25 protein-coding genes are annotated in these 20859 nt (G+C 69.8%); 10 read left to right on the forward strand and 15 right to left on the reverse strand.

Annotated elements, in window-relative coordinates; translation table 11 throughout:
- Nucleotides 1–46 precede the first annotated feature (46 nt).
- The gene (locus AC1DF3_RS04980; RefSeq protein WP_478138993.1) at nt 47–1372 is read left to right on the forward strand and encodes an NAD(P)/FAD-dependent oxidoreductase; all 1326 of its coding nucleotides are present in this window, start codon (nt 47–49) and stop codon (nt 1370–1372) included.
- Here the strand turns inward: AC1DF3_RS04980 and AC1DF3_RS04985 are convergent.
- A complete protein-coding gene (locus tag AC1DF3_RS04985) occupies nt 1341–1967 on the reverse strand; it encodes a LysE/ArgO family amino acid transporter (RefSeq protein ID WP_478138994.1) in 627 nt (208 codons plus the stop codon). The genes AC1DF3_RS04980 and AC1DF3_RS04985 overlap by 32 nt on opposite strands.
- Before the next feature lie 70 nt (nt 1968–2037).
- Here AC1DF3_RS04985 and AC1DF3_RS04990 point away from each other — a divergent pair, with 70 nt between their 5' ends.
- Nucleotides 2038–2931 (forward strand): LysR family transcriptional regulator ArgP, encoded by an 894-nt coding sequence (locus AC1DF3_RS04990; protein WP_478138995.1) that lies wholly within the window; start codon nt 2038–2040, stop codon nt 2929–2931.
- Nucleotides 2932–2939: 8 nt separating this feature from the next.
- Here AC1DF3_RS04990 and AC1DF3_RS04995 read toward each other — a convergent pair whose 3' ends face one another.
- On the reverse strand, nt 2940–3191 hold the full coding sequence (locus AC1DF3_RS04995; RefSeq protein WP_478138996.1) for a hypothetical protein: 252 nt from the start codon (nt 3189–3191) through the stop codon (nt 2940–2942).
- Nucleotides 3192–3323: 132 nt separating this feature from the next.
- Between AC1DF3_RS04995 and AC1DF3_RS05000 the strand changes: the two genes are divergently transcribed.
- Together AC1DF3_RS05000 and AC1DF3_RS05005 are read left to right on the forward strand one after the other, a co-directional pair.
- Complete coding sequence (locus tag AC1DF3_RS05000; RefSeq protein ID WP_478138997.1) at nt 3324–4970, forward strand: phosphoethanolamine transferase; 1647 nt, start codon at nt 3324–3326, stop codon at nt 4968–4970.
- 27 nt (nt 4971–4997) lie between these two features.
- On the forward strand, nt 4998–5552 hold the full coding sequence (locus AC1DF3_RS05005) for a DUF4124 domain-containing protein (protein ID WP_301807845.1): 555 nt from the start codon (nt 4998–5000) through the stop codon (nt 5550–5552).
- A 15-nt stretch (nt 5553–5567) separates the two neighbouring features.
- Here the strand turns inward: AC1DF3_RS05005 and AC1DF3_RS05010 are convergent, their stop codons facing one another.
- The 13 genes from AC1DF3_RS05010 to AC1DF3_RS05070 all read right to left on the reverse strand — a co-directional run bounded on the left by AC1DF3_RS05010 (nt 5568) and on the right by AC1DF3_RS05070 (nt 15863).
- Nucleotides 5568–5891 (reverse strand): DUF1161 domain-containing protein, encoded by a 324-nt coding sequence (locus tag AC1DF3_RS05010; protein WP_478138998.1) that lies wholly within the window; start codon nt 5889–5891, stop codon nt 5568–5570.
- An 8-nt stretch (nt 5892–5899) separates the two neighbouring features.
- Complete coding sequence (locus tag AC1DF3_RS05015) at nt 5900–6934, reverse strand: L-idonate 5-dehydrogenase (protein WP_286530452.1); 1035 nt, start codon at nt 6932–6934, stop codon at nt 5900–5902.
- An 8-nt stretch (nt 6935–6942) separates the two neighbouring features.
- On the reverse strand, nt 6943–7719 hold the full coding sequence (locus AC1DF3_RS05020; protein ID WP_478138999.1) for a glucose 1-dehydrogenase: 777 nt from the start codon (nt 7717–7719) through the stop codon (nt 6943–6945).
- Nucleotides 7720–7812: 93 nt separating this feature from the next.
- Complete coding sequence (locus AC1DF3_RS05025) at nt 7813–8484, reverse strand: RraA family protein (protein WP_286530448.1); 672 nt, start codon at nt 8482–8484, stop codon at nt 7813–7815.
- Nucleotides 8485–8495: 11 nt separating this feature from the next.
- On the reverse strand, nt 8496–9704 hold the full coding sequence (locus AC1DF3_RS05030) for an aspartate transaminase (protein WP_478139000.1): 1209 nt from the start codon (nt 9702–9704) through the stop codon (nt 8496–8498).
- Nucleotides 9705–9798: 94 nt separating this feature from the next.
- Entirely contained in the window at nt 9799–10740 is a 942-nt protein-coding gene (gene rbsK, locus AC1DF3_RS05035) for a ribokinase (protein ID WP_478139001.1), read from the reverse strand.
- Nucleotides 10737–11186 carry a ribose 5-phosphate isomerase B gene (rpiB, locus tag AC1DF3_RS05040; protein ID WP_286525909.1) on the reverse strand — a complete coding sequence of 150 codons (450 nt, stop codon included), beginning with the start codon at nt 11184–11186 and terminating at the stop codon, nt 10737–10739. The genes rbsK and rpiB overlap by 4 nt, the downstream gene beginning before the upstream one ends.
- A gap of 22 nt (nt 11187–11208) precedes the next feature.
- Entirely contained in the window at nt 11209–11994 is a 786-nt protein-coding gene (locus AC1DF3_RS05045; RefSeq protein WP_478139002.1) for a transporter substrate-binding domain-containing protein, read from the reverse strand.
- Nucleotides 11995–12030: 36 nt separating this feature from the next.
- Nucleotides 12031–12783 (reverse strand): amino acid ABC transporter ATP-binding protein, encoded by a 753-nt coding sequence (locus AC1DF3_RS05050; RefSeq protein ID WP_478139003.1) that lies wholly within the window; start codon nt 12781–12783, stop codon nt 12031–12033.
- On the reverse strand, nt 12780–13475 hold the full coding sequence (locus AC1DF3_RS05055) for an amino acid ABC transporter permease (protein WP_478139004.1): 696 nt from the start codon (nt 13473–13475) through the stop codon (nt 12780–12782). The genes AC1DF3_RS05050 and AC1DF3_RS05055 overlap by 4 nt, the downstream gene beginning before the upstream one ends.
- The gene (locus AC1DF3_RS05060; RefSeq protein ID WP_286530437.1) at nt 13472–14149 is read right to left on the reverse strand and encodes an amino acid ABC transporter permease; all 678 of its coding nucleotides are present in this window, start codon (nt 14147–14149) and stop codon (nt 13472–13474) included. Before AC1DF3_RS05060 ends, AC1DF3_RS05055 begins: the two co-directional genes overlap by 4 nt.
- Nucleotides 14146–15048 carry an NAD(P)-dependent oxidoreductase gene (locus tag AC1DF3_RS05065; protein ID WP_478139005.1) on the reverse strand — a complete coding sequence of 301 codons (903 nt, stop codon included), beginning with the start codon at nt 15046–15048 and terminating at the stop codon, nt 14146–14148. Before AC1DF3_RS05065 ends, AC1DF3_RS05060 begins: the two co-directional genes overlap by 4 nt.
- Complete coding sequence (locus AC1DF3_RS05070) at nt 15045–15863, reverse strand: FadR/GntR family transcriptional regulator (RefSeq protein WP_301807822.1); 819 nt, start codon at nt 15861–15863, stop codon at nt 15045–15047. Before AC1DF3_RS05070 ends, AC1DF3_RS05065 begins: the two co-directional genes overlap by 4 nt.
- A gap of 128 nt (nt 15864–15991) precedes the next feature.
- On the opposite strand from AC1DF3_RS05070, the gene nac reads away from it, so the two are divergent.
- The 6 genes from nac to AC1DF3_RS05100 all read left to right on the forward strand — a co-directional run bounded on the left by nac (nt 15992) and on the right by AC1DF3_RS05100 (nt 20849).
- The gene (gene nac, locus AC1DF3_RS05075) at nt 15992–16903 is read left to right on the forward strand and encodes a nitrogen assimilation transcriptional regulator NAC (protein WP_478139006.1); all 912 of its coding nucleotides are present in this window, start codon (nt 15992–15994) and stop codon (nt 16901–16903) included.
- Nucleotides 16904–17062: 159 nt separating this feature from the next.
- Nucleotides 17063–17497 carry an acetyl-CoA carboxylase biotin carboxyl carrier protein gene (locus AC1DF3_RS05080; RefSeq protein WP_478139007.1) on the forward strand — a complete coding sequence of 145 codons (435 nt, stop codon included), beginning with the start codon at nt 17063–17065 and terminating at the stop codon, nt 17495–17497.
- On the forward strand, nt 17490–18842 hold the full coding sequence (gene accC / locus AC1DF3_RS05085; protein WP_478139008.1) for an acetyl-CoA carboxylase biotin carboxylase subunit: 1353 nt from the start codon (nt 17490–17492) through the stop codon (nt 18840–18842). The genes AC1DF3_RS05080 and accC overlap by 8 nt, the downstream gene beginning before the upstream one ends.
- On the forward strand, nt 18839–19504 hold the full coding sequence (pxpB, locus tag AC1DF3_RS05090; RefSeq protein WP_478139009.1) for a 5-oxoprolinase subunit PxpB: 666 nt from the start codon (nt 18839–18841) through the stop codon (nt 19502–19504). The genes accC and pxpB overlap by 4 nt, the downstream gene beginning before the upstream one ends.
- A complete protein-coding gene (locus AC1DF3_RS05095) occupies nt 19501–20484 on the forward strand; it encodes a 5-oxoprolinase subunit C family protein (protein WP_478139010.1) in 984 nt (327 codons plus the stop codon). The genes pxpB and AC1DF3_RS05095 overlap by 4 nt, the downstream gene beginning before the upstream one ends.
- Complete coding sequence (locus AC1DF3_RS05100) at nt 20481–20849, forward strand: biotin/lipoyl attachment domain-containing protein (protein WP_286530423.1); 369 nt, start codon at nt 20481–20483, stop codon at nt 20847–20849. The genes AC1DF3_RS05095 and AC1DF3_RS05100 overlap by 4 nt, the downstream gene beginning before the upstream one ends.
- Nucleotides 20850–20859: the final 10 nt, after the last annotated feature.

Consider the following 20859-nt stretch of genomic DNA (forward strand, 5'->3'; position numbering starts at 1 on the left):
GGCACAATGCGGGCGCTTCAAGTGAATTCAATGGAGAGCCGGAGTCATGGAGACAAGTCAGGAATGCGATGTGCTGGTGGTCGGCGGCGGGCCGGCCGGCTCGACCATCGCGACGCTGCTCGCGCGCCAGGGGCGGCGGGTGGTGCTGCTCGAAAAGGAGCATCACCCGCGCTTCCACATCGGCGAATCCCTGCTGCCGGGAAATGTCGAGCTGTTCGACAAGCTGGGCGTGCGCGACCAGGTCGACAAGATCGGCATGCCCAAGTTCGGCATCGAGTTCGTGCCGCCGGACCTCGACTACCGCAGCTACGTCGATTTCTCCGAGGGCTGGGACCCGACCAAGGATTCGGCCTGGCAGGTGCGCCGCTCCGAGCTCGACGAACTGCTGTTCCGCCACGCCGGCAAGGAGGGCGCGCTGACCCTCGAAGGCGCCCGGGTCCGGCAGGTGGATTTCGACGCCGAGGGCGCCACGGTGCAGGCCGAGCTCGATGACGGCGCCCGCCGCAGCTGGCGGGCACGCTTCGTGGTCGATGCCAGCGGCCGCGACACGCTGCTGGCCACCAAGTTCAAGTGCAAGAACAAGAACCCCGACCACAACAGCACGGCGCTGTTCGGCCACTTCCACAATGCGCGCCGCCTCGAGGGCCGGCGCGAGGGCAACATCAGCATCTGCTGGTTCGAGCACGGCTGGTTCTGGTTCATCCCGCTCGCGGACGGCACCACCAGCGTCGGCGCGGTGTGCTGGGCCTACTACCTGAAGGCGCGCGACAAGCCGCTGAAGGACTATTTCCTCGACACCATCGCGATGTGCCCGGAACTGCACGACCGGCTCGCGAACGCCACGCTGGTCGACGACGCGGTGCATGCCACCGGCAACTTCTCGTACGCGAGCACGCATGCCACCGGCGAGCGCTACTTGATGGTGGGCGACGCCTTCACCTTCATCGACCCGATGTTCTCCTCGGGCGTGTTCCTGGCGATGCAGAGCGCCTTCGATGGCGCCGCGCTGGTGGCGACCGCCCTCGACCGGCCGGCGGAGCTGGCGGCGGCGCGCCAGGCGCTCGAGAAACGCATGCGGGTGGGGCCGCGCGACTACTCGTGGTTCATCTACCGGGTGACCAACCCGACGATCCGCGACATGTTCATGCACCCCAACAACGTCTTCAAGGCCAAGCAGGGCCTGATGTCGCTGCTGGCGGCCGACATCCACCACGGGCGGGCGTACCGCCGTTCGCTGTGGATGTTCAAGGTGCTCTACTACTTCATCTCGGTGGTGAACTGGCGGCGCACCTATGCCGGCTGGAAGCGCCGCCGCGACAACATCCGCGACTGGGGTCCGCTCAAGGGCGAGACCATCCTGAAGGCGGATTGAACAGCAGCGACCCGGCGATCGTTGCCATCAGCAGGGCCACGAGGGTGTCGATCACGCGCCAGGCCAGGGGGCGGGTGAACAGCGGGCCGAGCAGCCGGGCGCCGTAGCCCAGCGCTGCGAACCAGGCCACGCTGGCGCACGCCGCGCCGATGCCGAAGACCCAGCGCCCGCCCGCGGGCTGCTGGGCCGAGACGGCGCCCAGCAGCACCACGGTGTCGAGCCAGCAGTGCGGGTTGAGGTAGGTGAAGCCCAGGCAGGCGGCCAGGGCCGAGCGCCGGCTCATCGGCGCGGTCGAGGGCAGCGACATCCGCTCGCCGGACCAGGCACGGCGGGCCGCCAGCGCGCCGTAGGCCAGCAGGAAGGCGGCGCCGCCCCAGCGCGCGAACGCCAGCAGCGGGGCGTTGGCCTGCACCAGCAGCCCCAGCCCGGCCACGCCGAGGGCGATCAGCAGCGCATCGGACAAGGCGCAGACCAGCACCACCTCGCGCACGTGTTCGCGCTTCAGGCCCTGGCGCAGCACGAAGGCGTTCTGCGCCCCGATGGCGACGATCAGCGCGGCCGATGTGAGGAAACCTTTGGCAAAGATCAGGAACATGGCCGCACGGTAGCGGCCCCAGGCGGATCAATCAAACTCATCTTTCTGACGCCAGATTAGAATTTTTGACATGCAGATCGACTCGCGCCAGCTCGCCGCCTTCGATGCCGTGCTGCGCGAAGGCAGCTTCGATGGCGCGGCGCGCGCTCTGCACGTCACGCCGTCGGCCATCAGCCAGCGCATCAAGGGCCTCGAGGAGCGGATGGGCCGGGTGCTGATCCAGCGGGCCTCGCCCTGCGTGGCGACGCCGGCCGGCCAGGCGCTGCAGCGGCATGCCCAGCAGGTGCGCTTGCTGGAGGCCGACGCCCTGCGGCCCTTCGGCCTCGGCGCGCCGGATGCGGTGCTGCCGCTGGCGCTGGCGGTCAACGCCGATTCGCTGGCCACCTGGTTCGTGCCGGCGCTGGCCGGCGTGCAGGCCGCCGGCCCGGTGAGCTTCGAACTGCGCGTCGAGGACCAGGACCATTCGGCGCTGCTGCTGCGCGAGGGCCGCGTGATGGCGGCCGTCACCGCCGAGCCCCAGGCGGTGCAGGGCTGCGTGGTCGAGCCCCTGGGCGCGATGCGCTACCTGGCGGTCGCCAGCCCGGCCTTCATGGCCCGGCACTTCGCGCGCGGCGTCGATGCCGCGGCGCTGGCTGCGGCGCCCTGCAACGTGTTCAATGCCAAGGACGCGCTGCAGGCGCGGTTCATGCGCCGGCTCACGCGCAAGCGGCTGGCGCCGCCGCTGCACCGGGTGCCCGGCACCCACGGTTTCGTGCATGCGGCGGTGCAGGGCCTGGGGTGGGGCATGAACCCGCGGGTGCTGGTGGCCGGCTTGCTGGCGCGCGGCGATCTGGTCGAACTGGTGCCGGGGCAATCGCTCGACGTCGCCTTGTACTGGCAGCACTGGCGGGTCGAATCGCAGGCGCTGCGCTTGTTGACGGGGGCGGTGCATGCGGCCGCCGCCGCCATGCTCGAGCAGGGGTAGCAGCCGCGCTACTGCCCGATCACCGACCAGCCGGCCTGCTGGTTGGTCTTGTCGTTCTCGTATTCCCAGCGCGTGCCGCAGGCGTCGCAGCGGTAGCTGGTGACGTTGACCGTGTGGCCGTCGCGGTCTTCCTTGCGGCTCGATTGCTGCACCAGTTCGGCATGCCCGGGCGCGCGCCGCCAGTTGCGCTGGATGCCGGCGCATGACGTGCACAGCACCATCTTCTTCAGTTCGGCTTGTCGGTTGGATTCGTTCGCCATGGCGCTGCTGCTCTCTCGTGATGGGTGGCTCGACCGGGCATGTTAACTGGCCGATCGGGGCGGGGAATGGGCCGCCTCGCCCAAGGGATTCTGTCCGTCGCCGGTTCCGGGCGCTGCCAGAATCCGCCGGCCATGAGGGTCCCCCCACTGCCTGCCTCCGCGCCAGCGACCGCCGGACGGCCTGTCCGCCCGCTGAAGGCCTGCGCCGCCATGGGCGCCATGCTGCTGGCGCTGGTGGTTCTGGGACATGACGGCCGGCGGGTGGCCCAGCTGTTCGCGCTCGGCCTGCCCTTGCTGGCCTGGATGCTGTGGCCGGTGCGCAGCCGCCGGATCCATCGGCTGCGCACGGCCCTGCTGTGGCTGGGCGCCATGGCCTTCGCCTTCGACGGCGTGGCGCGCGGCTACCTGCTGGAGGCCTACCAGGCGGCACCGAACAGCGCCCTGGTGGTGGCGTCGGCGGCCAATACCAACGGCCGGGAGGGCGCGGAGTACCTCTCGATGCACTGGCGCGCGCTGGTGGTCTGGGCGGCGCCGCTGATGGTGGCAGGATGGGTTTTCGGACGCTGCGTGCGGCAAGGCGCGCGGGCGACCGCGCCCTGGCCGCCCTGGGCCATCGGGCTCCTGTGCGCGGCGCTCCTGCTGGCCGCCGCCGCCCATGCCAGCAAGCCCTGGCGGCGGCTGCATCCGGTGGTGTTCTGGACCGACTGGGGCCATTCGGTCCAGGCGCTGCGCCTCGCCTGGTCGGATCAGCAGCGCGCGCGCGACCAGGCCTTGCAGCGGGCCCGGGAGGCCGCACCGGTGGCGACCCGGGCGGGGCCGTCCACCGTGGTGCTGGTCATCACCGACAGCATCAATCGCGACAACCTGGCGCTCTACGGCTACGGCCGGGCGACGACGCCGCGCCTGCTGGCGCACCAGCAACTGCTCGGCGACGACATGCTGGTGATCCGCAACGCCTGGTCGGTCGATGCCAGCACCCTCCCGGCACTGCGCAGCCTGTTCAACTTCGGCGTGCCGGCCGGCGAGTCGCCGCAGCACCTGCTGGCGCTGGCCCGCACGGCCGGCTACAAGGTCTGGTGGATGAGCAACCACGACGACATCGCGGTCGAGCAGGCGCATGCGCGGCTGGCCGACGTGGTCGAGATGGTCAATCGCACACCGGGCCGGGCCGGCGCTTCGCTGGACGGCGAACTGCTCGACTGCCTGCAGGAGGCCCTGGACGACTCGGCCGAACGCAAGCTCGTCGTGGTCCACCTGATGGGCGCGCATCCGCACTACAGCCTGAGATTTCCCGCCGGCGAGAACCCGTTCGACGACCAGGTCGATGCGGTCGAGACCGGCCTGGTCGAGAGCGGCCGCTCGAGCTGGGTGCGGCGCTACCGCCAGGAGTACGACGCCGCGCTGCTTTATCACGACTTCGTGGTCTCCGAGACGCTGCAGCTGACGCGCCGGGCGGGCCGGCCGGGCGACTACCGGGCCTGGATGTACCTGTCCGACCACGGGCAGGAGGTCGGCCATGTGAGCGACCGGGCCGGCCACAGCCCGACCACCGCGTCGGGCTACCGGATTCCCGCCGTCATCTGGCAGGACCCGCCCGATGCCTCGCGCGCAGCCGGGGCGGCGCTCACGCCTTTCAGGGCGGATTGGGCCGGCTGGACGATCGCGGACCTGCTCGACATCCAATGGCCGGGAGCACCGCCGGATCGCAACGCGCTGAGCGCGGCCTATCGCTGGCAGGCGCCGGTGCTGCCGGTCGAGGTGAAATCCTTCTCGGAGTGACGAGGAGACCGGCACAATGGGTGTGCCATGCGCCGCACCTCTCTCATCTTCGCCATGCTTCTGCTCGGCCCGGTGGCCGGTGCCGAAGTGGTGCGGTGCGCGGACGCGGCCGGCAACGTGAGCTATACCGACGGTGCCTGCCCGGCGGGTGCCCGCGCGGCGGGGCGGGTCACGATCCTCGAGGCGCCGCCACCCGCCGCGGACGGCAGCGACCGGCCGGCGGCCGTGCCGCGCGAGCCGCCGGCGCCCATCGTGCATGCGCCGCCGGCGCCTTCCGGCCCGGGCGTGATCGGCAACGGCGCGAACAGCAACCAGCCGGCCGGCGATTCGCGCTGGAGCGACCGCGGCAGCGACCCGATGCTGGTCGACGACGGTTCCGGCTATGCCTATCCCGGCTATGGCGGCGCCTATGGCCGGCCTGCGCCGCCACGCGACATGCGGCCGCGGATCCGCAGCTGCGACGCGGGCGGTTGCGACGACCGCCAGGGCAACCGGTTCAACCGCTCGGGCCAGCTGGAGCGCTACCGGAGCATCGACGGCAAGACCTGCCAGCCGGTCGGCACGACCACGGTCTGCCGCTGAGCGCGGGCGCAGCCGCTATCGGGGGCAATCGCCGCCGACCGAGACCGTTCCGTTCTTGCACTCCGTGAGGATCGGCTCGCCGCGCGGTCGCGCAGGGGCCGCCCCGGCCCCGCTGCCCGGTTCGCGCTGGTAGACGATCTTCTTGCTGCCGAGTTCGCAGCTGCCCACCACCTGGCCGGCCGCCACCGCAGCCGCGTCGACCGTGGTGACGCTGAAGCGCGTCACGCCGGCGGCGGCGATCTTGGCTTCGATCTGCGCCCGCAAGGCTTCGCAGGGTTCGGCGGCCGCGGCCGCGCCGGCGAACGCAAATGCAATGGGAAGCAGCCAGGTTCTGGTCATGACGGATGTCAGTCGAAGTTCAGGATCACCTTCATCGCCTGCGAGCGATCGGCCGCCAGCGCGAAGGCGCGGGCCGAATCCCGGTACGACAGCGTAGCCGAGATCAGCGGCTTGACGTCGACCAGGCCCTTGTTCAGCAGCTCGACGGCCACCGCGAACTCCTCGTGGAAGCGGAAGGCGCCGCGCAGGTCGAACTCCTTGGCCACGATGGTGTTGATCGGCAGCGTCATCTCGCCGCCCAGGCCGAGCTGGACGATCACGGCGCGCGGGCGCAGGGCGTCGAAGGCGCCGACCAGCGCGCGCGCGTTGCCGCTGGCCTCGAAGAGCACGTCGAAGCTGCCCTTGTCGGCCGTGAAGCGCTGCAGGCCCTCGGGGTCGTCGGCCACGTTGACCACCTCGTCGGCGCCCACCTTGAGCGCCTTGCCCAGCGTGTGGGCGCCGACGTCGGTGGCCACGATGTGCACGGCGCCCGCGCGCCGCGCCGCGATGATCGCCAGCGCGCCGATCGGGCCGCAGCCCGTCACCAGCACCCGCTTGCCCAGCAATGAACCGGCCCGGCGCACCGCATGCAGCGCCACCGACAGCGGCTCGGCCATCGAGCCCTCGCCGTCGCTGACCGAATCGGCGAGCTTGTGGGCCTGGTGCGTCTCGACCACGATCTGCTGGCGGAAGGCCCCCTGCACGTGCGGGGTGCGCATCGCGCTGCCGTAGTAGCGCATGTCGAGGCAGTGGTTCTGCAGACCCTGCTGGCAGTAGGTGCACAGGCCGCAGGGCCTGCTGGGGCTGATCGCGACGCGCTCGCCGACGGCGTAGCCGCGCACGTCGGCGCCCACCGCCTCGATCATGCCGGCCACCTCGTGGCCGAGCACCATCGGCTCCTTGATGCGCACGGTGCCGAAGCCGCCATGCTGGTAGTAGTGCAGGTCGGAGCCGCAGATGCCGCCGCAGCGCACCCGCACCTGCAGCTGGTCGGGCCCGAGCGGGGCGGTGTCGAACTGTTCGACCCGCAGGTCGCCGGGGGCGTGGATGACGAGCGCTTCCATGGGGGTCCTCAGAGGGTTGCCGTGACGCCGCCATCCACGTAGAGGATGTGGCCGTTGACGAAATTGGAGGCGTCGCTGGACAGGAAGACGGCCGCGCCGACCAGGTCCTCGACGTCGCCCCAGCGGCGCGAGGGGGTGCGGCCCACCAGCCACTGGGTGAATTCCTCGTTCTTGACCAGCGCGTCGGTCAGCTCGGTCTTGAAGTAGCCCGGCCCCAGGCCGTTGACCTGGATGCCGTGCTGGCCCCAGTCGATCGCCATGCCCTTGGTGAGCATCTTGACCGCGCCCTTGCTGGCCGTGTAGGGGGCGATGCCGGGACGGCCCAGTTCGCTCTGGACCGAGCAGATGTTGACGATCTTGCCGCGCCGGCGCCCGATCATGTGCCGCGCCACCGCCTGGCCGACCAGGAAGACGCTGTCGACGTTGGTCTTCATGAGCTCGTGCCAGTCGGCTTCGGCGAACTGGTCCAGCGGCGCCCGGCGCTGCATGCCGGCGTTGTTGACCAGGATGTCGATGGCGCCGACCTCGGCCTCGATGCGCGCGATGGCGGCCGTCACCGCCTCGCCCGAGGTGACGTCGAAGGCGGCGGTCAGCATCTGCAGGCCTTCGCCGCGCAGCACTTCGGCGGCGGCTTCGAGCTTGGCCGCGTTGCGCGCGTTCAGGATCACGCGCGCGCCGGCGCCGGCCAGGCCGCGCGCCAGCGCAAAGCCGATGCCGGCGCTGGAGCCGGTGACGAGGGCGGTGCGCCCCGTGAGGTCGAAGGACTTGAGTACGTTGTTCGTCATGCGGTGTCCGAGGGAGTCAAGGAGAGGAACGGCCGGGCCAGCGCCATTGTCGGCCGGCCAGCGGCCCGCGGACGGGCGGGGTTTCCCCCTGGCTCAGTTGGCGCAGCGCGCCTCGAGCGCATCGATGAAGGACCGGTCCCAGCGCCCCTCCTTCATGGCGCGCATGGTGTTGGCCTCGGCCTCGAGATGGGCGCGCGCCTTGGTGATCAGCGCCTCGGCTTCGTCGGGTGCGAAGGCCATCAGGCCGTCCTGGTCGCCGACCACGATGTCGCCGGGGTTCACCACCATGCCGCCGACCGAAACCGGGACGTTGATCTCGCCCGGGCCGTCCTTGTAGGGGCCGCGGTGGTTCACGCCGCGCGCATACACCGGGAAGTCGCGCGCCCGGATCTCCGCCAGGTCGCGGATCGCACCGTCGAGCACCACGCCGGCGGTGCCGATGGTGGCGGCGTAGAAGGACAGGATGCCGCCGATCACGGCATTCGAGAGGTCGCCGTCGGCATCGATCACGATCACGTCGCCGGGGCGGCAGAACTCGAAGGCCCGCAGCAGCGTGAGGTTGTCGCCGCCGCGCGACTTGAGCGTCACGGCGGTGCCCGCCATGGTGGCCGGGCCCGGCCGGTGGTAGGGCGTGAGGCCGACGCTGCCGATGTTGCGGTGCATGTTGTCGCTCAGCGCCGCGACCGGGATGTCGCGCAGCGCGGCGAGGATCGCTGCGTCGACCTGCGGCGCGGACGGGTTCTTGCGGATGCCTTTGAATGTCATGGGGGTGTCCTTCAGTGCAGCTCGGCCACGGCCCGGGCGATCCGGGCGCAGCCTTCCTCGAGCGTTTCGATCGAGGTCGCGATGGAGAGGCGGAAGTAGGGCGAGAGCCCGTAGGCGGTGCCCGCGACCACGGCCACGCCCTGGCTCTCGAGCAGGTACATGACCACGTCGCCGTCCTCGGCCAGCGTCTTGCCCGCCGGCGTGGTCTTGCCGATCAGGCCGGCGCAGTTGACGTAGAGGTAGAAAGCGCCCGGGGGCGTCGCGCAGCTCAGGCCCTCGATCGCGTTGATGAGCGCGAGCGTGCGGTCGCGGCGCTGCTTGTAGATGGCGACGCTCTCGGTCACGAAACTCTGGTCGCCGTTCATCGCCGCCGCCGCCGCGGCCTGGCTGACCGAGCAGCAGTTGCCCGCCGACTGCGACAGCAGCGTGTCGAGCGCGCGCACCAGGTCCACCGGCCCGGCCACGTAGCCGATGCGCCAGCCGGTCATGGCGTAGGTCTTCGACACGCCGTTGACGACCAGCGTGCGGTCGCGCAGGGCCGGCGCGACCGCGAGGATGTGCGGCGTCTTCTGGCCGTCGAAGCGGATGTGCTCGTAGATGTCGTCGGTCATCACCAGCACCTGGGGATGGCACAGCAGCACCTCGGCCAGGGCCCGGTACTCGTCGGCGGTGTAGCTCGCGCCGGTGGGGTTGCTCGGCGAGTTGATCAGCAGCCAGCGGGTGCGCGGCGTGATGGCCGCCTCGAGCTGCGCCGGCTGCAGCTTGAAGCCGCTGGATTCGGGGCAGGGGACGGTCACCGGCACGCCTTCGCAGGCGATCACCATGTCCGGGTAGGACACCCAGTAGGGGGCGGGCACGATCACCTCGTCTCCCGGCTCCAGCGTGACCGCCAGGGCGTTGTAGATGGCGCTCTTGGCGCCGTTGGTGGCGATGATCTCGTCCATCGCGTAGTGCAGGCCGTTCTCGCGTTCGAGCTTGGCGACGATCGCCTGGCGCAGCTCCACGGTGCCCGCCATCAGCGTGTAGCGCGTGGCGCCCTTCTCGATCGCGGCGGCGGCGGCCTGGCGGATGTGGGCCGGCGTGTCGAAGTCGGGTTCGCCGACCACGAGGTTCACGATCGACTTGCCCTGGCGGCGCAGCTCGTTGGCGCGGTCGGCGGCGGAGGTACTGGGCGAGGGCTTGATCCGCCGCACGCGGGCGGCAATTCGGGAGGTGGTCACATGTCGTCCTGGTTGAGGGATTGCACGGACCGAACGGTACGCAAATCCCGCTCGCGAGGCCAAGACGAGTTCGCTCTGGTCGTATAGGAAGAGCTTATGGTGGGTTGGGAAAGGTCTCCCGAAGGACATCAGCCCGCGAAGGCATCGACGCCTGGGCGCCGACGCGCGTCACGCAGATTGCCGCGGCGCGTATGGCATGGCGAATGGCCTCGGCCATCCCGCGGCCTTCCGCCCGCAGGGCCGCAAATGCCCCGATGAACGTGTCCCCCGCCGCCGTCGTATCGACCGCGACAACCGGCTGCGCCTCGAAGTGCTGCGTTCCGGCGCCGGAGCTCCATACGACGCCTTGCTCGCCCAGGGTCACCAGCACGTCGCCCGGTCCGTTTCGGCGCAGGAGGCTCGCAGCTTCCCCGGCGTTCGAGCGCGTGACCAGGGGCATGCCGGAGAGGAGGCCGGCCTCGGTTTCGTTGACGACCAGGATGTCGATCGATCGCCACAGTTCGGGCGGCAGCAGTTGCGCAGGCGCAGGATTCAACAGGACGGTGCAGCCGGCCTGGCGCGAGACCGCGGCGGCACGCACCACCGAGGCCAACGGCACCTCGAGCTGCAGCAGCAGCATCGCCGCCCGTTCGAGATGCGTCCGCAGGAGGTCCGCGTCGGCGACGGTCACCGATGCGTTGGCGCCGGGAATCACGGTGATGCAGTTCTGTCCGCCGCTGTCGACCATGATCATCGCCACGCCGGTGCTCTGGCCCGGTGTGCTGCCGACGCCGGTGTGGTCGACCCGACGGCTGTCCAGGGCTGCCCGCAGCTGGTCCGCGAAGTCATCGTCGCCGACCCGGCCCACCATCTGCACCCTTGCACCCTGGAGCGCGCAGGCCACCGCCTGGTTGGCCCCTTTGCCGCCGGGATTGACGAGCAGGCTCTCGCCGGTGAGGGTCTCGCCGGGCCTGGGCATGCGCGGCACGCGTGCCACCAGGTCCATGTTCAGGCTGCCGAAGACGACGACGCCTTGCCGCAACGCCGGGGCGTTCACTTGAGGTCTCGCTCCATGTCGTGCAGCTTCCGGACCCGACGGCGATAGTCTTCGTTGTCGTCGAACCTGGCATCGAGGAACGCCGTCACCAAGTCGTTGGCAAGCCAGGGTCCCACGATCTGGGCCCCGATGCACATGACGTTGACGTCGTCGTGCTCGACGCTCTGGTGCGACGAATGCACGTCGTGGCAGACGGCGGCGCGGATGCCGCGCACCTTGTTCGCCGCGATCGCGGCGCCGACGCCGGTGCCGCACACCATGATGCCGCGCTCGACCTCGCCGGACAGCACCTGGGCCGTCAGTGCCTGGGCAATGTCCGGAAAATCCACCGGGTTGGCGTCATGGCTTCCGACGTCGACCACCTGGTGGCCGAGCGCCTCGAGATGGGCGATCACGCCGCCCTTGAGTGCCCAACCTGCGTGGTCCGAGCCGATGGCGAGTTTCATGGTGCTGCGTTCTTTCAGGTTTTCAGTTGGTCATGGACGCGGGCAGGCCGACACCATAGAACTTCTTGTAGGTGTCGCTCAGCTTGCCGTTCTTGAGGTTGGCGGCGACCCATTCGTTCAGCTTCGCCAACAGCCGCGGCTCGCCTTGCTTGACGCCGATCGCGAGGTCGAAGTTGCGGATGACGAACTTCGGCTCCCAGGGCTTCTGCGGATTCTTGGCCGAGATCTGGTTCACCAGCGCCACCGACGTCGCGACGACCTCCGCCTGGCCGGTGGCGCCTGCGGCGACCACGGTGGCGTCGTCGTCGTAGCGCACGACCTTGAAGCCCTTGTCGTTCGCCATGGCGCTCAGTTCGGTGTCCTGCGTCGTGCCGCGCGACACCGTGACGTTCTTTCCCTTCAGGTCGCCCCAATCCTTGATCGACGCATTCTTCGGCGCGCCCACGACCGATTGAAGAACCGCGTAGGGCTTCGAGAAGTCGATGATCTTGGCCCGCTCGGGCGTGACCGACAGGGTCGAGATGACGATGTCGGCCTTGCCGGTGTTGAGGTTCGGAATGCGGGTCGCGCCGGTGGTCGGCACCCACTCGATCTGCAGGCCCCAATCCTGGGCCAGCAGCTTCGCGGTCTCGACATCGGAGCCGGTGGGCTGCATGTTGGCATCCATCATGCCGGCCGGAGGAATCGCGACGTCGGTCGAAATGCGTATCTTCTTCGCCGCCATGATGTCGTCCAGCAGGTCGGCGTGCGCGGTCAATGCCAACAGGCTGAGGCAGGCTGCTGCGAGGGAAGCACGAATCGGTGTCATGTTGTCTCCTTGGTTTTTCGCTTGGGATCGGTGAAGCTACAAGTCGCTGTGCACGAATTGTTGGAGTTCCGGCGTTTGCGGATCGGTCAGGATGCTGGCATCGCCGTGCTCCCAGACGCGCCCGGAATGCATGAAGACCACCTTGTCGGCCACCCGGCGCGCAAAGGCCATCTCGTGGGTGACCATGACCATGGTCATGCCGGCGGCGGAGAGTTCCTCGATGACCTTCAGGACCTCGCCGGTCAACTGGGGGTCCAGCGCCGAGGTGACCTCGTCGAACAGCATGACTTTCGGCTGCATCGCCAGCGACCGCGCGATCGCGACCCGCTGCTGCTGGCCACCGGAAAGCTGCTCGGGATAGGCCTTCGCCTTCTCCGACAAGCCGACCTTGGCGAGGACGGATTGCGCGAGTTCGCGCGCCTGTGCCTTGTCGACGCCCTTGGCGGCACGCGGGGCCAGCATGATGTTCTCCTCGATCGTCAGATGCGGGAAGAGGTTGTAGCTCTGGAAGACGATGCCGACGTCGAGGCGCAAGGCCTTGAGGTCGACGTTCGGGTCGTCCACGCGGCGCCCGCAGACCGAGATCTGGCCGCTGTCGACCACTTCGAGGCGATCGATGCAGCGCAGCGCCGTGCTCTTGCCGGAGCCGCTGCGGCCGATGATGGCCGTGACCTCGCCGCGATGCGCCTCCATGTCGACGCCGGCCAGCACCAGGTGGCTGCCGAAGCTCTTGCGCACGTCGCGCAGCATCACGATGGGATCGTCGCTGTTCATATAGCTGTCGCTCATGTCAGGGAGAGTTGGCCCGGCGGGGTGGACAAGCTCCGGGCTTCCTGCGCCCGGGCGCTGCGGCGTTCGAGCCGGCGACTCCAGCGCGACAGGGGATAGCACAGCGCGAAGTAGACCGCCGCGATGATCAGGTAGACCAGGAAGGGCTCGAACAGCGAGTTGTTGATGATCTGGCCGGCACGGGCCAGCTCGACGAAGCCGACCACCGATGCCAGCGAGGTGTTCTTGACGATCTGCACCATGAAGCCGACGGTGGGCGGCGTGGCGATGCGGATCGCCTGCGGCAACACGACCTTCCGCATGCGTTGCACGCGGGTCAACGCCAGGCATTCGGCCGCTTCCCACTGCGCGCGCGGCACCGAGAGAATGCAGCCGCGCCAGATCTCGCCGAGGTAGGCCGACACATAGACCAGCAGCGACGCGCTCGCTGCCGTCAGCGGCGAGATCTTCAGGCCCAGGGCGGGGAGGCCGAAGAAGGTCATGAACAGGATCACCATGAGCGGGGTGCCCTGCACCAGTTGCACGTAGGTGCCGGTGGCCAGGCGCACCGACTTGAGCGGCGACACCCGGCACAGCGCGACGACCATGCCGAGCAGGCCGCCGCCGATGAAGGCGATCAACGACAGGCCGATCGTCCAGGCCGCCCCGTGCAGCAGGAACAGCAGGTGATTGGCGTTCAGGCCGGTCGTCACAGGGCGGTCCCCAGCCGGCGCCGGCGCGGAAAGAGCCACATGCCCAGCCCCCAGAACGCTGCGCGCATGGCGAGAGAGAGCAGCACGTAGAGGACGCCGACCAGCACGTAGGTCTCGAACGGCCGGTAGGTGTCGGACTGCACGAAGTTCGCCACGGCCGTGAGCTCTTCGGCGGAGATCTGCGAGCAGACCGAGGTCGCCAGCATCAGCAGCACGAACTGGCTGGTCAGCGCCGGGTAGACCCGCTCCATCGCCGGCAGCAGGACCACGTGCCAGTAGACCTGCCGGCGACTGAGCGCCAGGCATTCGGCGGCCTCGACCTGGCCCTTGTGGATGGAGTCGAAGCCGGCCCGCATGATCTCGGTCGCATAGGCGCCGACGTTGATGATCAGCGCCGCGGTCGCCACCGTGATGGCGGGCAGCTTGAGGCCGATGCTGCTGAGGCCGAAGTAGACCAGGAAGATCTGCACCAGCAGCGGTGTGTTGCGGATCGCCTCGACATAGGCGCTTGCCACGCGCTGCGCCCACACCACGTTGCTTCGCTTGGCGATGGCGAACAGCGTCCCGATGGCGAAGCCGATGACGGTGGCACCGGTCGCGAGTTTCACGGTCACGATCGCGCCGTCGAGAAACATCGGCCAGCGCGACAGCACCGCCGCGAAATCGAGCGTCATGCAGGTGCCTGTCCGCTCATGCGGTCGTAGACGCGAAACAGGGCCTGGTTGCCGTTGGATCCTTCGCCGTGGGCCCGTGCATCGAGGTATTGCGTCGTGACCAGTGAAGTGGCCGGCAGCGGCACGTTGGTTTCCGCGGCCTGCTGCGCCACCAGGCGCAGGTCCTTGAGCATCAGGTCGATCCGGAAGCCGGCCGAAGCGTCGCCCTCGATCATCTGCGGGCCCAGCTTGTCGAGCATCCAGGAAGCGGCCGAACCCCCCATGAGCACCTCGCGCAGCCGGGGCAGGTCGACGCCGGCGGCACGGCCGAGGGCCAGCGCTTCGCAGATCGCCTGCAAGTTGATGCCGCAGATCAGCTGGTTGCACAGCTTGACCGTCTGGCCCGACCCGCTTTCGCCGACGTGCGTGATCGTCGTTCCCATCGCCGAAAAGAAGCGCCGGGCCTTTTCGAAGGCTGCCGCGTCGCCTCCGGCCATGATGGACAGCGCCGCGTTCCGGGCGCCGATCGGCCCCCCCGAGACGGGCGCGTCGAGGAATGCGACGCCGATGCGGGCCAGGTCGGCGGACATGCGGCGCACGGCGCCGGGTGCGATGGTGCTCATGTCGATGACCAGTCGACCCGCCGGCGGATGAGCAAGGAGTCCGCCGTCGCCATGGACGACAGCCTCGACGTCCGGCGTGTCCGGCAGCATCGTGACCACGGCGTCGGCCGCGGTGCTTGCATCGGCAATGCTGGCCGCCGCGTCGATGCCGAAAGGCGCGAGTGCGTCGACGGCCTCGCGCCGCACGTCGTAGGCCTTCACGCGATGGCCGGCTTTCGCGAGGTTGATGGCCATCTCGCGCCCCATCGTCCCGATGCCGATGAAGCCGACGACGCCCTTGCTTGTTTCATCGCTCATGGGGTTGCCTTGGCCTTCCTGGGTTTCTTGGCGGTCGGCGGGGCCGCCGGCGCGGCGGCCGCCTTGCGGGGAGCAATTGCCTTCTGCCGCCTCAATTCGTCGCCGATGCGGAAGTGCTTGCGAAGGGCCTGGTCGGCGGCGTCTTCGTCGCCGGCGATCACCATCTCCAGCAGCAGGTGGTGGTCTTCGACCACGGTGCGCTTGATCGACTCGTCCTTGTGTTCGCCCACCAGATGGCGGCGGTCCCGGTGCGAGCGAGTCAGCATCGCGGCCATCGCGCCATGCAGCTGGATCAGCGTGTCGGATTTGCTCGACCGCACGATCGCCTGGTGGAATTCGAAGTCGGCCAGTGCCCCTCCGGCAGCGTCGTCCACTGTGGCCTCGATGGCGTCCAGTGCTGCGCGCATGCGCTCGATGTCGGCGGTGGTGGCGCGTTGGCAGGCGAGGCGGATGGCCTGGCATTCGAGTGCAATGCGGGCCTGCATGACATCGTCCAGTGCATCCGGTGCCTGCGCCAGCGAAAAGGCGAACACGTCGCCGAGCACCGAAACGTCAGGCTGCCGCACCACCGTGCCGACGCGTTCGCGGATCTCGACCACGCCCATCATGGACAAGGCCCGAAGGCCTTCGCGCACGATCGGACGGCTCACGCCCAGCTGGAGCGCCAGTTCGCGTTCGGGAAGCAGCCGGTCGCCGGTGCGGATGCGGCTTTCGAGCAGCTGTTCGCGCAGGAACCCGAACACCTTGGCGAAGCCGGTCGTCTGGTTTTCGGACTCGGCGCGGGTGATGTTCGGAATCCGGGACTTTGTTGTCATGCCGTGGTTTTACCAGCGGCTGACCAACGGACGCATCCGGGTAGTCCCGTAGCCTGGAAATGGCGGCGTGCTTAAGATGGGAGCCCGACAGCCGAACGCCAGGCTTGTCTTTTGCATGTAGACCGGTCGTGAACCTCCGCCGCCTCAAATACTTCGTCAAGATCGTGGACATCGGCAGCCTGACCCAGGCGGCCGAGCATCTGTTCATCGCCCAGCCGGCGCTCAGCCAGCAACTGGCGACCCTCGAAGGCGAAGTCCGCCAGCAATTGCTCGTGCGGACCGGGCGTGGCGTCACGCCGACCGAGGCCGGCAAGGTGCTGTACCGRCACGCCCAGATCATCCTGCGCCAGTGCGAGCAGGCGACGGTCGACATGGAGGCGGCCGGGCAGGGCGTGTCGGGGCCGGTGTYGGTCGGGCTGGCGCCGGGCACTGCGGCCTCGGCGCTGTCGCTGCCCCTGCTGCGCACCGTGCGGGCGCGCCATCCCGGCATCCTGCTGTACCTCAACGAGAACTACGGCACCACCTTGAGCGAGCTCATCATGAACGGCCGCATGGACCTGGCGGTGCTGTACGGCGACAAGGCCATCCACGGCCTGACCTTCCTGCCGCTGCTCAAGGAGCCCCTGTTCCTGGTCGGGCCGGCGTCGCTGCCGGCGCCGGCGCAGCCGGTGAGGCTGGCCGACCTGCACGAGATCGAACTGTTCCTGCCGCGCCCCTACAACGTGGTGCGCAAGCTGGTCGATGCCGCCTGCATGCGGCTGGGCATCGCGCCCCGGATCGTGGCCGAGATCGAATCCGCCTTCACCCTGACGGCCGCGATCGCCGACGGCCTGGGCGCGACGATCCTGCCGGCCTCGATGGCGCGCGAGGTGGTCGCTGCCTGCGGCGCCTGGCAGTTCCAGATCGTCGACCCCGTGATCGAAGCGCCGCTCGCGCTGTGCCAGTCCGACCACCTCCCGCTGTCGGAGCCGGCGCAGGCGGTGAAGGACATCCTGCTCGAACTGGTCACCGACCTGGACGGCGGCGCCGCCAGCCGCTGAGCCCCGGGCCGCCGCCCGCGTCATAAGGCGCCCTTATCCCGCCACAGCCAAACCGTCTTTGGCATCGGCGCGCGCGCCAGTTACCTTTCATGCCAGCCGTCACGTGTTCGTGGAGCGCGTCGGTCCTTCAGGAGCCTGCCCTTACCGGCGGACCCGGGCATGAACCAGGAACAGATCAAGCTACTCATCGATTCTCTCGCGGCGTCGGACCTCGCGGAACTCAGCTTCAGCGAGAACGGCAGCACGCTGAGGCTGGTGAAGAAGGCGACGCCCGCCGAAGACGGTTCGCCATCCCCCGCGCGGGTCGCCGAGCCGGAAGCGGCCGCCGCCGCCGCCGACGCGTCGAGCCTGTGCGTGGCGCCGCTCTACGGCGTGGTCCACCTGCAGCCGACGCCTGGCGAGCCCGCCTACGTGCGGGTCGGGCAGGGCATCGCAGCGGGCCAGACCCTTTGCGTGATCGAGGCGATGAAGGTCTTCAACGAGGTGCGCGCGGACGCCGACGGCACGATCGAAGCCGTGATGGTGGCCTCGGGCGACGAAGTCGAAGGCGGGCAGGCGCTCTTTCGCATCCACCGGGGGCAGCCCGATGTTTGACACCGTCCTCATCGCGAACCGCGGGGAAATCGCCCTGCGCATCCAGCGCGCCTGCCGCGGGCTGGGCCTCAGGACCGTGGCGGTCCACTCGGAAGCCGACCGCGACGCGGTCTATGTGCGGCAGGCCGACCAGGCCCTGTGCATCGGCCCGGCGAGCCCGTCGCAAAGCTACCTCGACCCGTCGGCGCTGCTGTTCGCCGCCGAGGTCAGCGGCGCGCAGGCGATCCATCCGGGCTATGGCTTCCTGTCGGAGAACGCGGGCTTCGCGCAGCAGGTCGAGGACGCCGGGCTGGTCTTTGTCGGCCCCAGCGCGGCCTGCATCCGCACCATGGGCGACAAGGTGGCGGCCAAGCGTGCGATGCGCAGGGCCGGCGTGCCCTGCGTTCCCGGACCCGACGAAGGTCTGCCGTCGGCGCCGGCCGAGGTGCTGGCCCTGGCGCGCGAGGTCGGCTTTCCGGTCATCGTCAAGGCCGCCGGCGGCGGCGGCGGGCGCGGCATGCGCGTGGTCCACGAGGAAGGCGCGCTGCTCGAGGCCATCGCCCTGACCCGCGAGGAGGCGCGCCGCGCCTTCGGCAACGCCGAGGTCTACATCGAGAAGTTCCTGCTGCATCCGCGGCATGTGGAGATCCAGGTGCTGGCCGACAGCCACGGCCATGCGATCTGGCTCGGCAGCCGGGATTGCTCGCTGCAGCGGCGCCACCAGAAGGTGGTCGAGGAAGCGCCGGCGCCCGGCATCGACGAGGCGCTGGTGGCGGAGGTGGGCGAGCGCTGCGCGGCCGCGTGCCGGCAGCTCGGCTACAGCGGCGTGGGCACCTTCGAGTTCCTGTACGAGAAGGGCGCCTTCTACTTCATCGAGATGAACACGCGGCTCCAGGTCGAGCACACGGTGACCGAAATGACCACCGGCATCGACATCGTGCAGCAGCAGCTGCGCGCCGCACGCGGCGAACGGCTGGCACTCACCCAGGCCGACATCGCCTGCCAGGGCCACGCGATCGAATGCCGCATCAATGCCGAAGATCCGGCCAGCTTCGCACCCTCGCCGGGCCGCATCACGGGCTGGCACATGCCGGGGGGCTTCGGCGTACGCGTCGACACCCATGCCGGGGCCGGCTACCGCGTGCCGCCGTACTACGACTCGATGATCGCCAAGCTGATCGTCCACGGCAGCTCGCGCGTCGATGCGCTCGATCGCATGCGCCTGGCGCTGGCCGAGATGCAGGTCGAGGGCATCGCGACCAACGTGCCGCTGCACCGGGCCATCATGCGGGACGAGGGCTTCGCCGCCGGCGGCGTCGACATCCACCATCTGGAGCGCTGGCTGGCGCAGCGGAGCGCGGCATGAACGCGCCGCCCGCGACGCCGGCCTTCAGCCTGCTCGGCACCACGGCGCTGCTGTTCGAGGCGCCGGGCGCGTTCGACCTGGAAGCCCAGCAGCGCATCTGGGCGCTGGCGAAGGAGGCCGAGGCCTGGCCCGAGATCCGCGAAGCGGTGCCGGGCATGAAGAACCTGATGCTGACCTTCGTCGAGCCGCCGCAGACCCTCGATGCGCTGCAGGAGCGGCTGGTGGCCGCATGGCAGGCCGCGCGGCCGCTCGCCCGCAGCGGCCGGGTGGTCGAGCTGCCGGTGGTCTACGGCGGCACCGGCGGGCCGCACATGGCGGACGTGGTCGCGCATACCGGGCTCTCGGTCGAGCAAATCGTCGAGCTCCACAGCGCGCCGCTCTACCCGGTTTATGCGCTGGGCAGCCATCCCGGCTACTGCTACCTGGGCGGCATGGACCCGCGCCTGGCCACGCCGCGGCGCAAGGTGCCGGTCATGAGCATCCCGGGCGGCGCGGTGTCGATCGGCGGTGCGCAGACCGGCGTCTCCGCGTCCGCGGGCCCGAGCGGATGGAACACCATCGGGAGCACCACGATGTCCTTCTTCGACCCGGCGGCCGAGCCGCCGGCTGCATTGCAGCCTGGCGACATGATCCGCTTTCGCGTGGAGGCCGTCCTCCGATGATCGAAATCCTTTCCAACGCGGCGCTGGCGACCGTCCAGGACCTCGGCCGCAACGGCAGCCTGCGCTGGGGCGTCGGTACCTCGGGCGCCATGGACGACCTGGCGCTGGCGGCCGGCAACCTCATGCTCGGTAACGCGGTGGGCGCGGCCGGCATCGAGATCCCGGTGTTTCCCTTCAAGCTGCGCTTCGGCGCGGACTGCGCCTTTGCCCTGACCGGCGCCGACTGCGACGCGCGGCTGGACGAGCGGCCCCTGCTGCCCTGGTGGACGCATCGCGCACGAGCCGGCGAGGTGCTGGCGCTGGGCGTCCCGAAGGGCCCGATGCGGGCCAGCCGGGCCCTGCTGTGCCTGTCCGGCGGCGTCGACGTGCCCGAGGTGCTGGGCTCGCGCAGCACCCAGCTGCGCGGCGCCTTCGGCGGCTTCGAAGGGCGGGCGCTGAAGCGCGGCGACGTGCTGCGCTGCGGCCATGACGGCCACGGCCGGCCCACCGGCTTCGGCCTGGTTCCGCCGGCGCTGGCCATGCCCCTGCAGCGCGACGGCATCGCGGCCGTGCGGGTCCTGCCGGCGGCCGAATACCTGGCCTTCGAACCCGCGTCGCGCGAAGCCTTCTGGAACCGCGACTGGAAGATCACCGCCCAGAGCGATCGCTATGGCTATCGGCTCGACGGCGAAGCGCTGCGTCCGATCGCACCCATGGAGCTGCTGTCGCACGGCATCGTGCCGGGCGTGATCCAGGTGCCCCACAACGGCCAGCCGATCGTCCAGATGCGCGACGCCCAGCCTTCCGGCGGCTATCCAAAGTTCGGCACCGTGATCGAGGCCGACCTGTGGCGGCTCGGGCAGGCGCCGATCGGCAGCCGCATCCGCTTCATCGAGACCACCTGGGCGCAGGCCGTGGCTGCGCGCGACGAAGCCCGCCAATGGCTGGCGAAGGTCGAACGGATGGTGTCGCTGCATTGCAGCGCGCGAGGCGCCCGGTGAAGAAGACCGACGCACAACGCGAGGACATCGCGCGCTGGCTGGCCGGGACCGACATCGGCTACTTCGAGCTGCGCACGCCCTTCGAGACCCTGCGCTTCGGCGCGCCGCAGGCCCACCCCGCGCCAACGACGCTGCGGGCCGCCTCGGTCGGCGTCTTCAGGCGCGCGCACCCGCTGCATGCCGCAGCGCTGGCGCCGATCGGCGAGCCGGTACCGGCGGGGCAGGCCGTGGGCGTGCTGCAGATCGGCCCGCTCCTGCTGCCGGTGCTCGCGCCGGTGGCCGGCCGGGTGGCCCGGTGGCTCGCGGACGATGGGGCGGCGGTCGGCTTCGGCGCCGCCCTGATCGAGTTTCAAGAAACGACCTGACGGCGAAGGG

Source organism: Variovorax sp. 10N432, assembly GCF_056394465.1.

Excerpts from the sequence above, each read along its gene's own strand:
- AC1DF3_RS05045 (WP_478139002.1), bottom strand. The coding sequence starts at position 11,994 with ATGACACCGATTCGTGCTTCCCTCGCAGCAGCCTGCCTCAGCCTGTTG.
- pxpB (WP_478139009.1), top strand. The coding sequence starts at position 18,839 with ATGAACGCGCCGCCCGCGACGCCGGCCTTCAGCCTGCTCGGCACCACG.
- AC1DF3_RS05020 (WP_478138999.1), bottom strand. The coding sequence starts at position 7,719 with ATGACGAACAACGTACTCAAGTCCTTCGACCTCACGGGGCGCACCGCC.
- AC1DF3_RS04985 (WP_478138994.1), bottom strand. The coding sequence starts at position 1,967 with ATGTTCCTGATCTTTGCCAAAGGTTTCCTCACATCGGCCGCGCTGATC.
- AC1DF3_RS05015 (WP_286530452.1), bottom strand. The coding sequence starts at position 6,934 with ATGGAAGCGCTCGTCATCCACGCCCCCGGCGACCTGCGGGTCGAACAG.
- AC1DF3_RS05080 (WP_478139007.1), top strand. The coding sequence starts at position 17,063 with ATGAACCAGGAACAGATCAAGCTACTCATCGATTCTCTCGCGGCGTCG.
- rpiB (WP_286525909.1), bottom strand. The coding sequence starts at position 11,186 with ATGAAACTCGCCATCGGCTCGGACCACGCAGGTTGGGCACTCAAGGGC.
- AC1DF3_RS04990 (WP_478138995.1), top strand. The coding sequence starts at position 2,038 with ATGCAGATCGACTCGCGCCAGCTCGCCGCCTTCGATGCCGTGCTGCGC.
- AC1DF3_RS05010 (WP_478138998.1), bottom strand. The coding sequence starts at position 5,891 with ATGACCAGAACCTGGCTGCTTCCCATTGCATTTGCGTTCGCCGGCGCG.
- AC1DF3_RS05000 (WP_478138997.1), top strand. The coding sequence starts at position 3,324 with ATGAGGGTCCCCCCACTGCCTGCCTCCGCGCCAGCGACCGCCGGACGG.
- AC1DF3_RS05050 (WP_478139003.1), bottom strand. The coding sequence starts at position 12,783 with ATGAGCGACAGCTATATGAACAGCGACGATCCCATCGTGATGCTGCGC.
- AC1DF3_RS05095 (WP_478139010.1), top strand. The coding sequence starts at position 19,501 with ATGATCGAAATCCTTTCCAACGCGGCGCTGGCGACCGTCCAGGACCTC.
- accC (WP_478139008.1), top strand. The coding sequence starts at position 17,490 with ATGTTTGACACCGTCCTCATCGCGAACCGCGGGGAAATCGCCCTGCGC.
- AC1DF3_RS05065 (WP_478139005.1), bottom strand. The coding sequence starts at position 15,048 with ATGAGCGATGAAACAAGCAAGGGCGTCGTCGGCTTCATCGGCATCGGG.
- AC1DF3_RS04995 (WP_478138996.1), bottom strand. The coding sequence starts at position 3,191 with ATGGCGAACGAATCCAACCGACAAGCCGAACTGAAGAAGATGGTGCTG.
- AC1DF3_RS04980 (WP_478138993.1), top strand. The coding sequence starts at position 47 with ATGGAGACAAGTCAGGAATGCGATGTGCTGGTGGTCGGCGGCGGGCCG.
- AC1DF3_RS05060 (WP_286530437.1), bottom strand. The coding sequence starts at position 14,149 with ATGACGCTCGATTTCGCGGCGGTGCTGTCGCGCTGGCCGATGTTTCTC.
- AC1DF3_RS05025 (WP_286530448.1), bottom strand. The coding sequence starts at position 8,484 with ATGACATTCAAAGGCATCCGCAAGAACCCGTCCGCGCCGCAGGTCGAC.
- AC1DF3_RS05005 (WP_301807845.1), top strand. The coding sequence starts at position 4,998 with ATGCGCCGCACCTCTCTCATCTTCGCCATGCTTCTGCTCGGCCCGGTG.
- AC1DF3_RS05070 (WP_301807822.1), bottom strand. The coding sequence starts at position 15,863 with ATGACAACAAAGTCCCGGATTCCGAACATCACCCGCGCCGAGTCCGAA.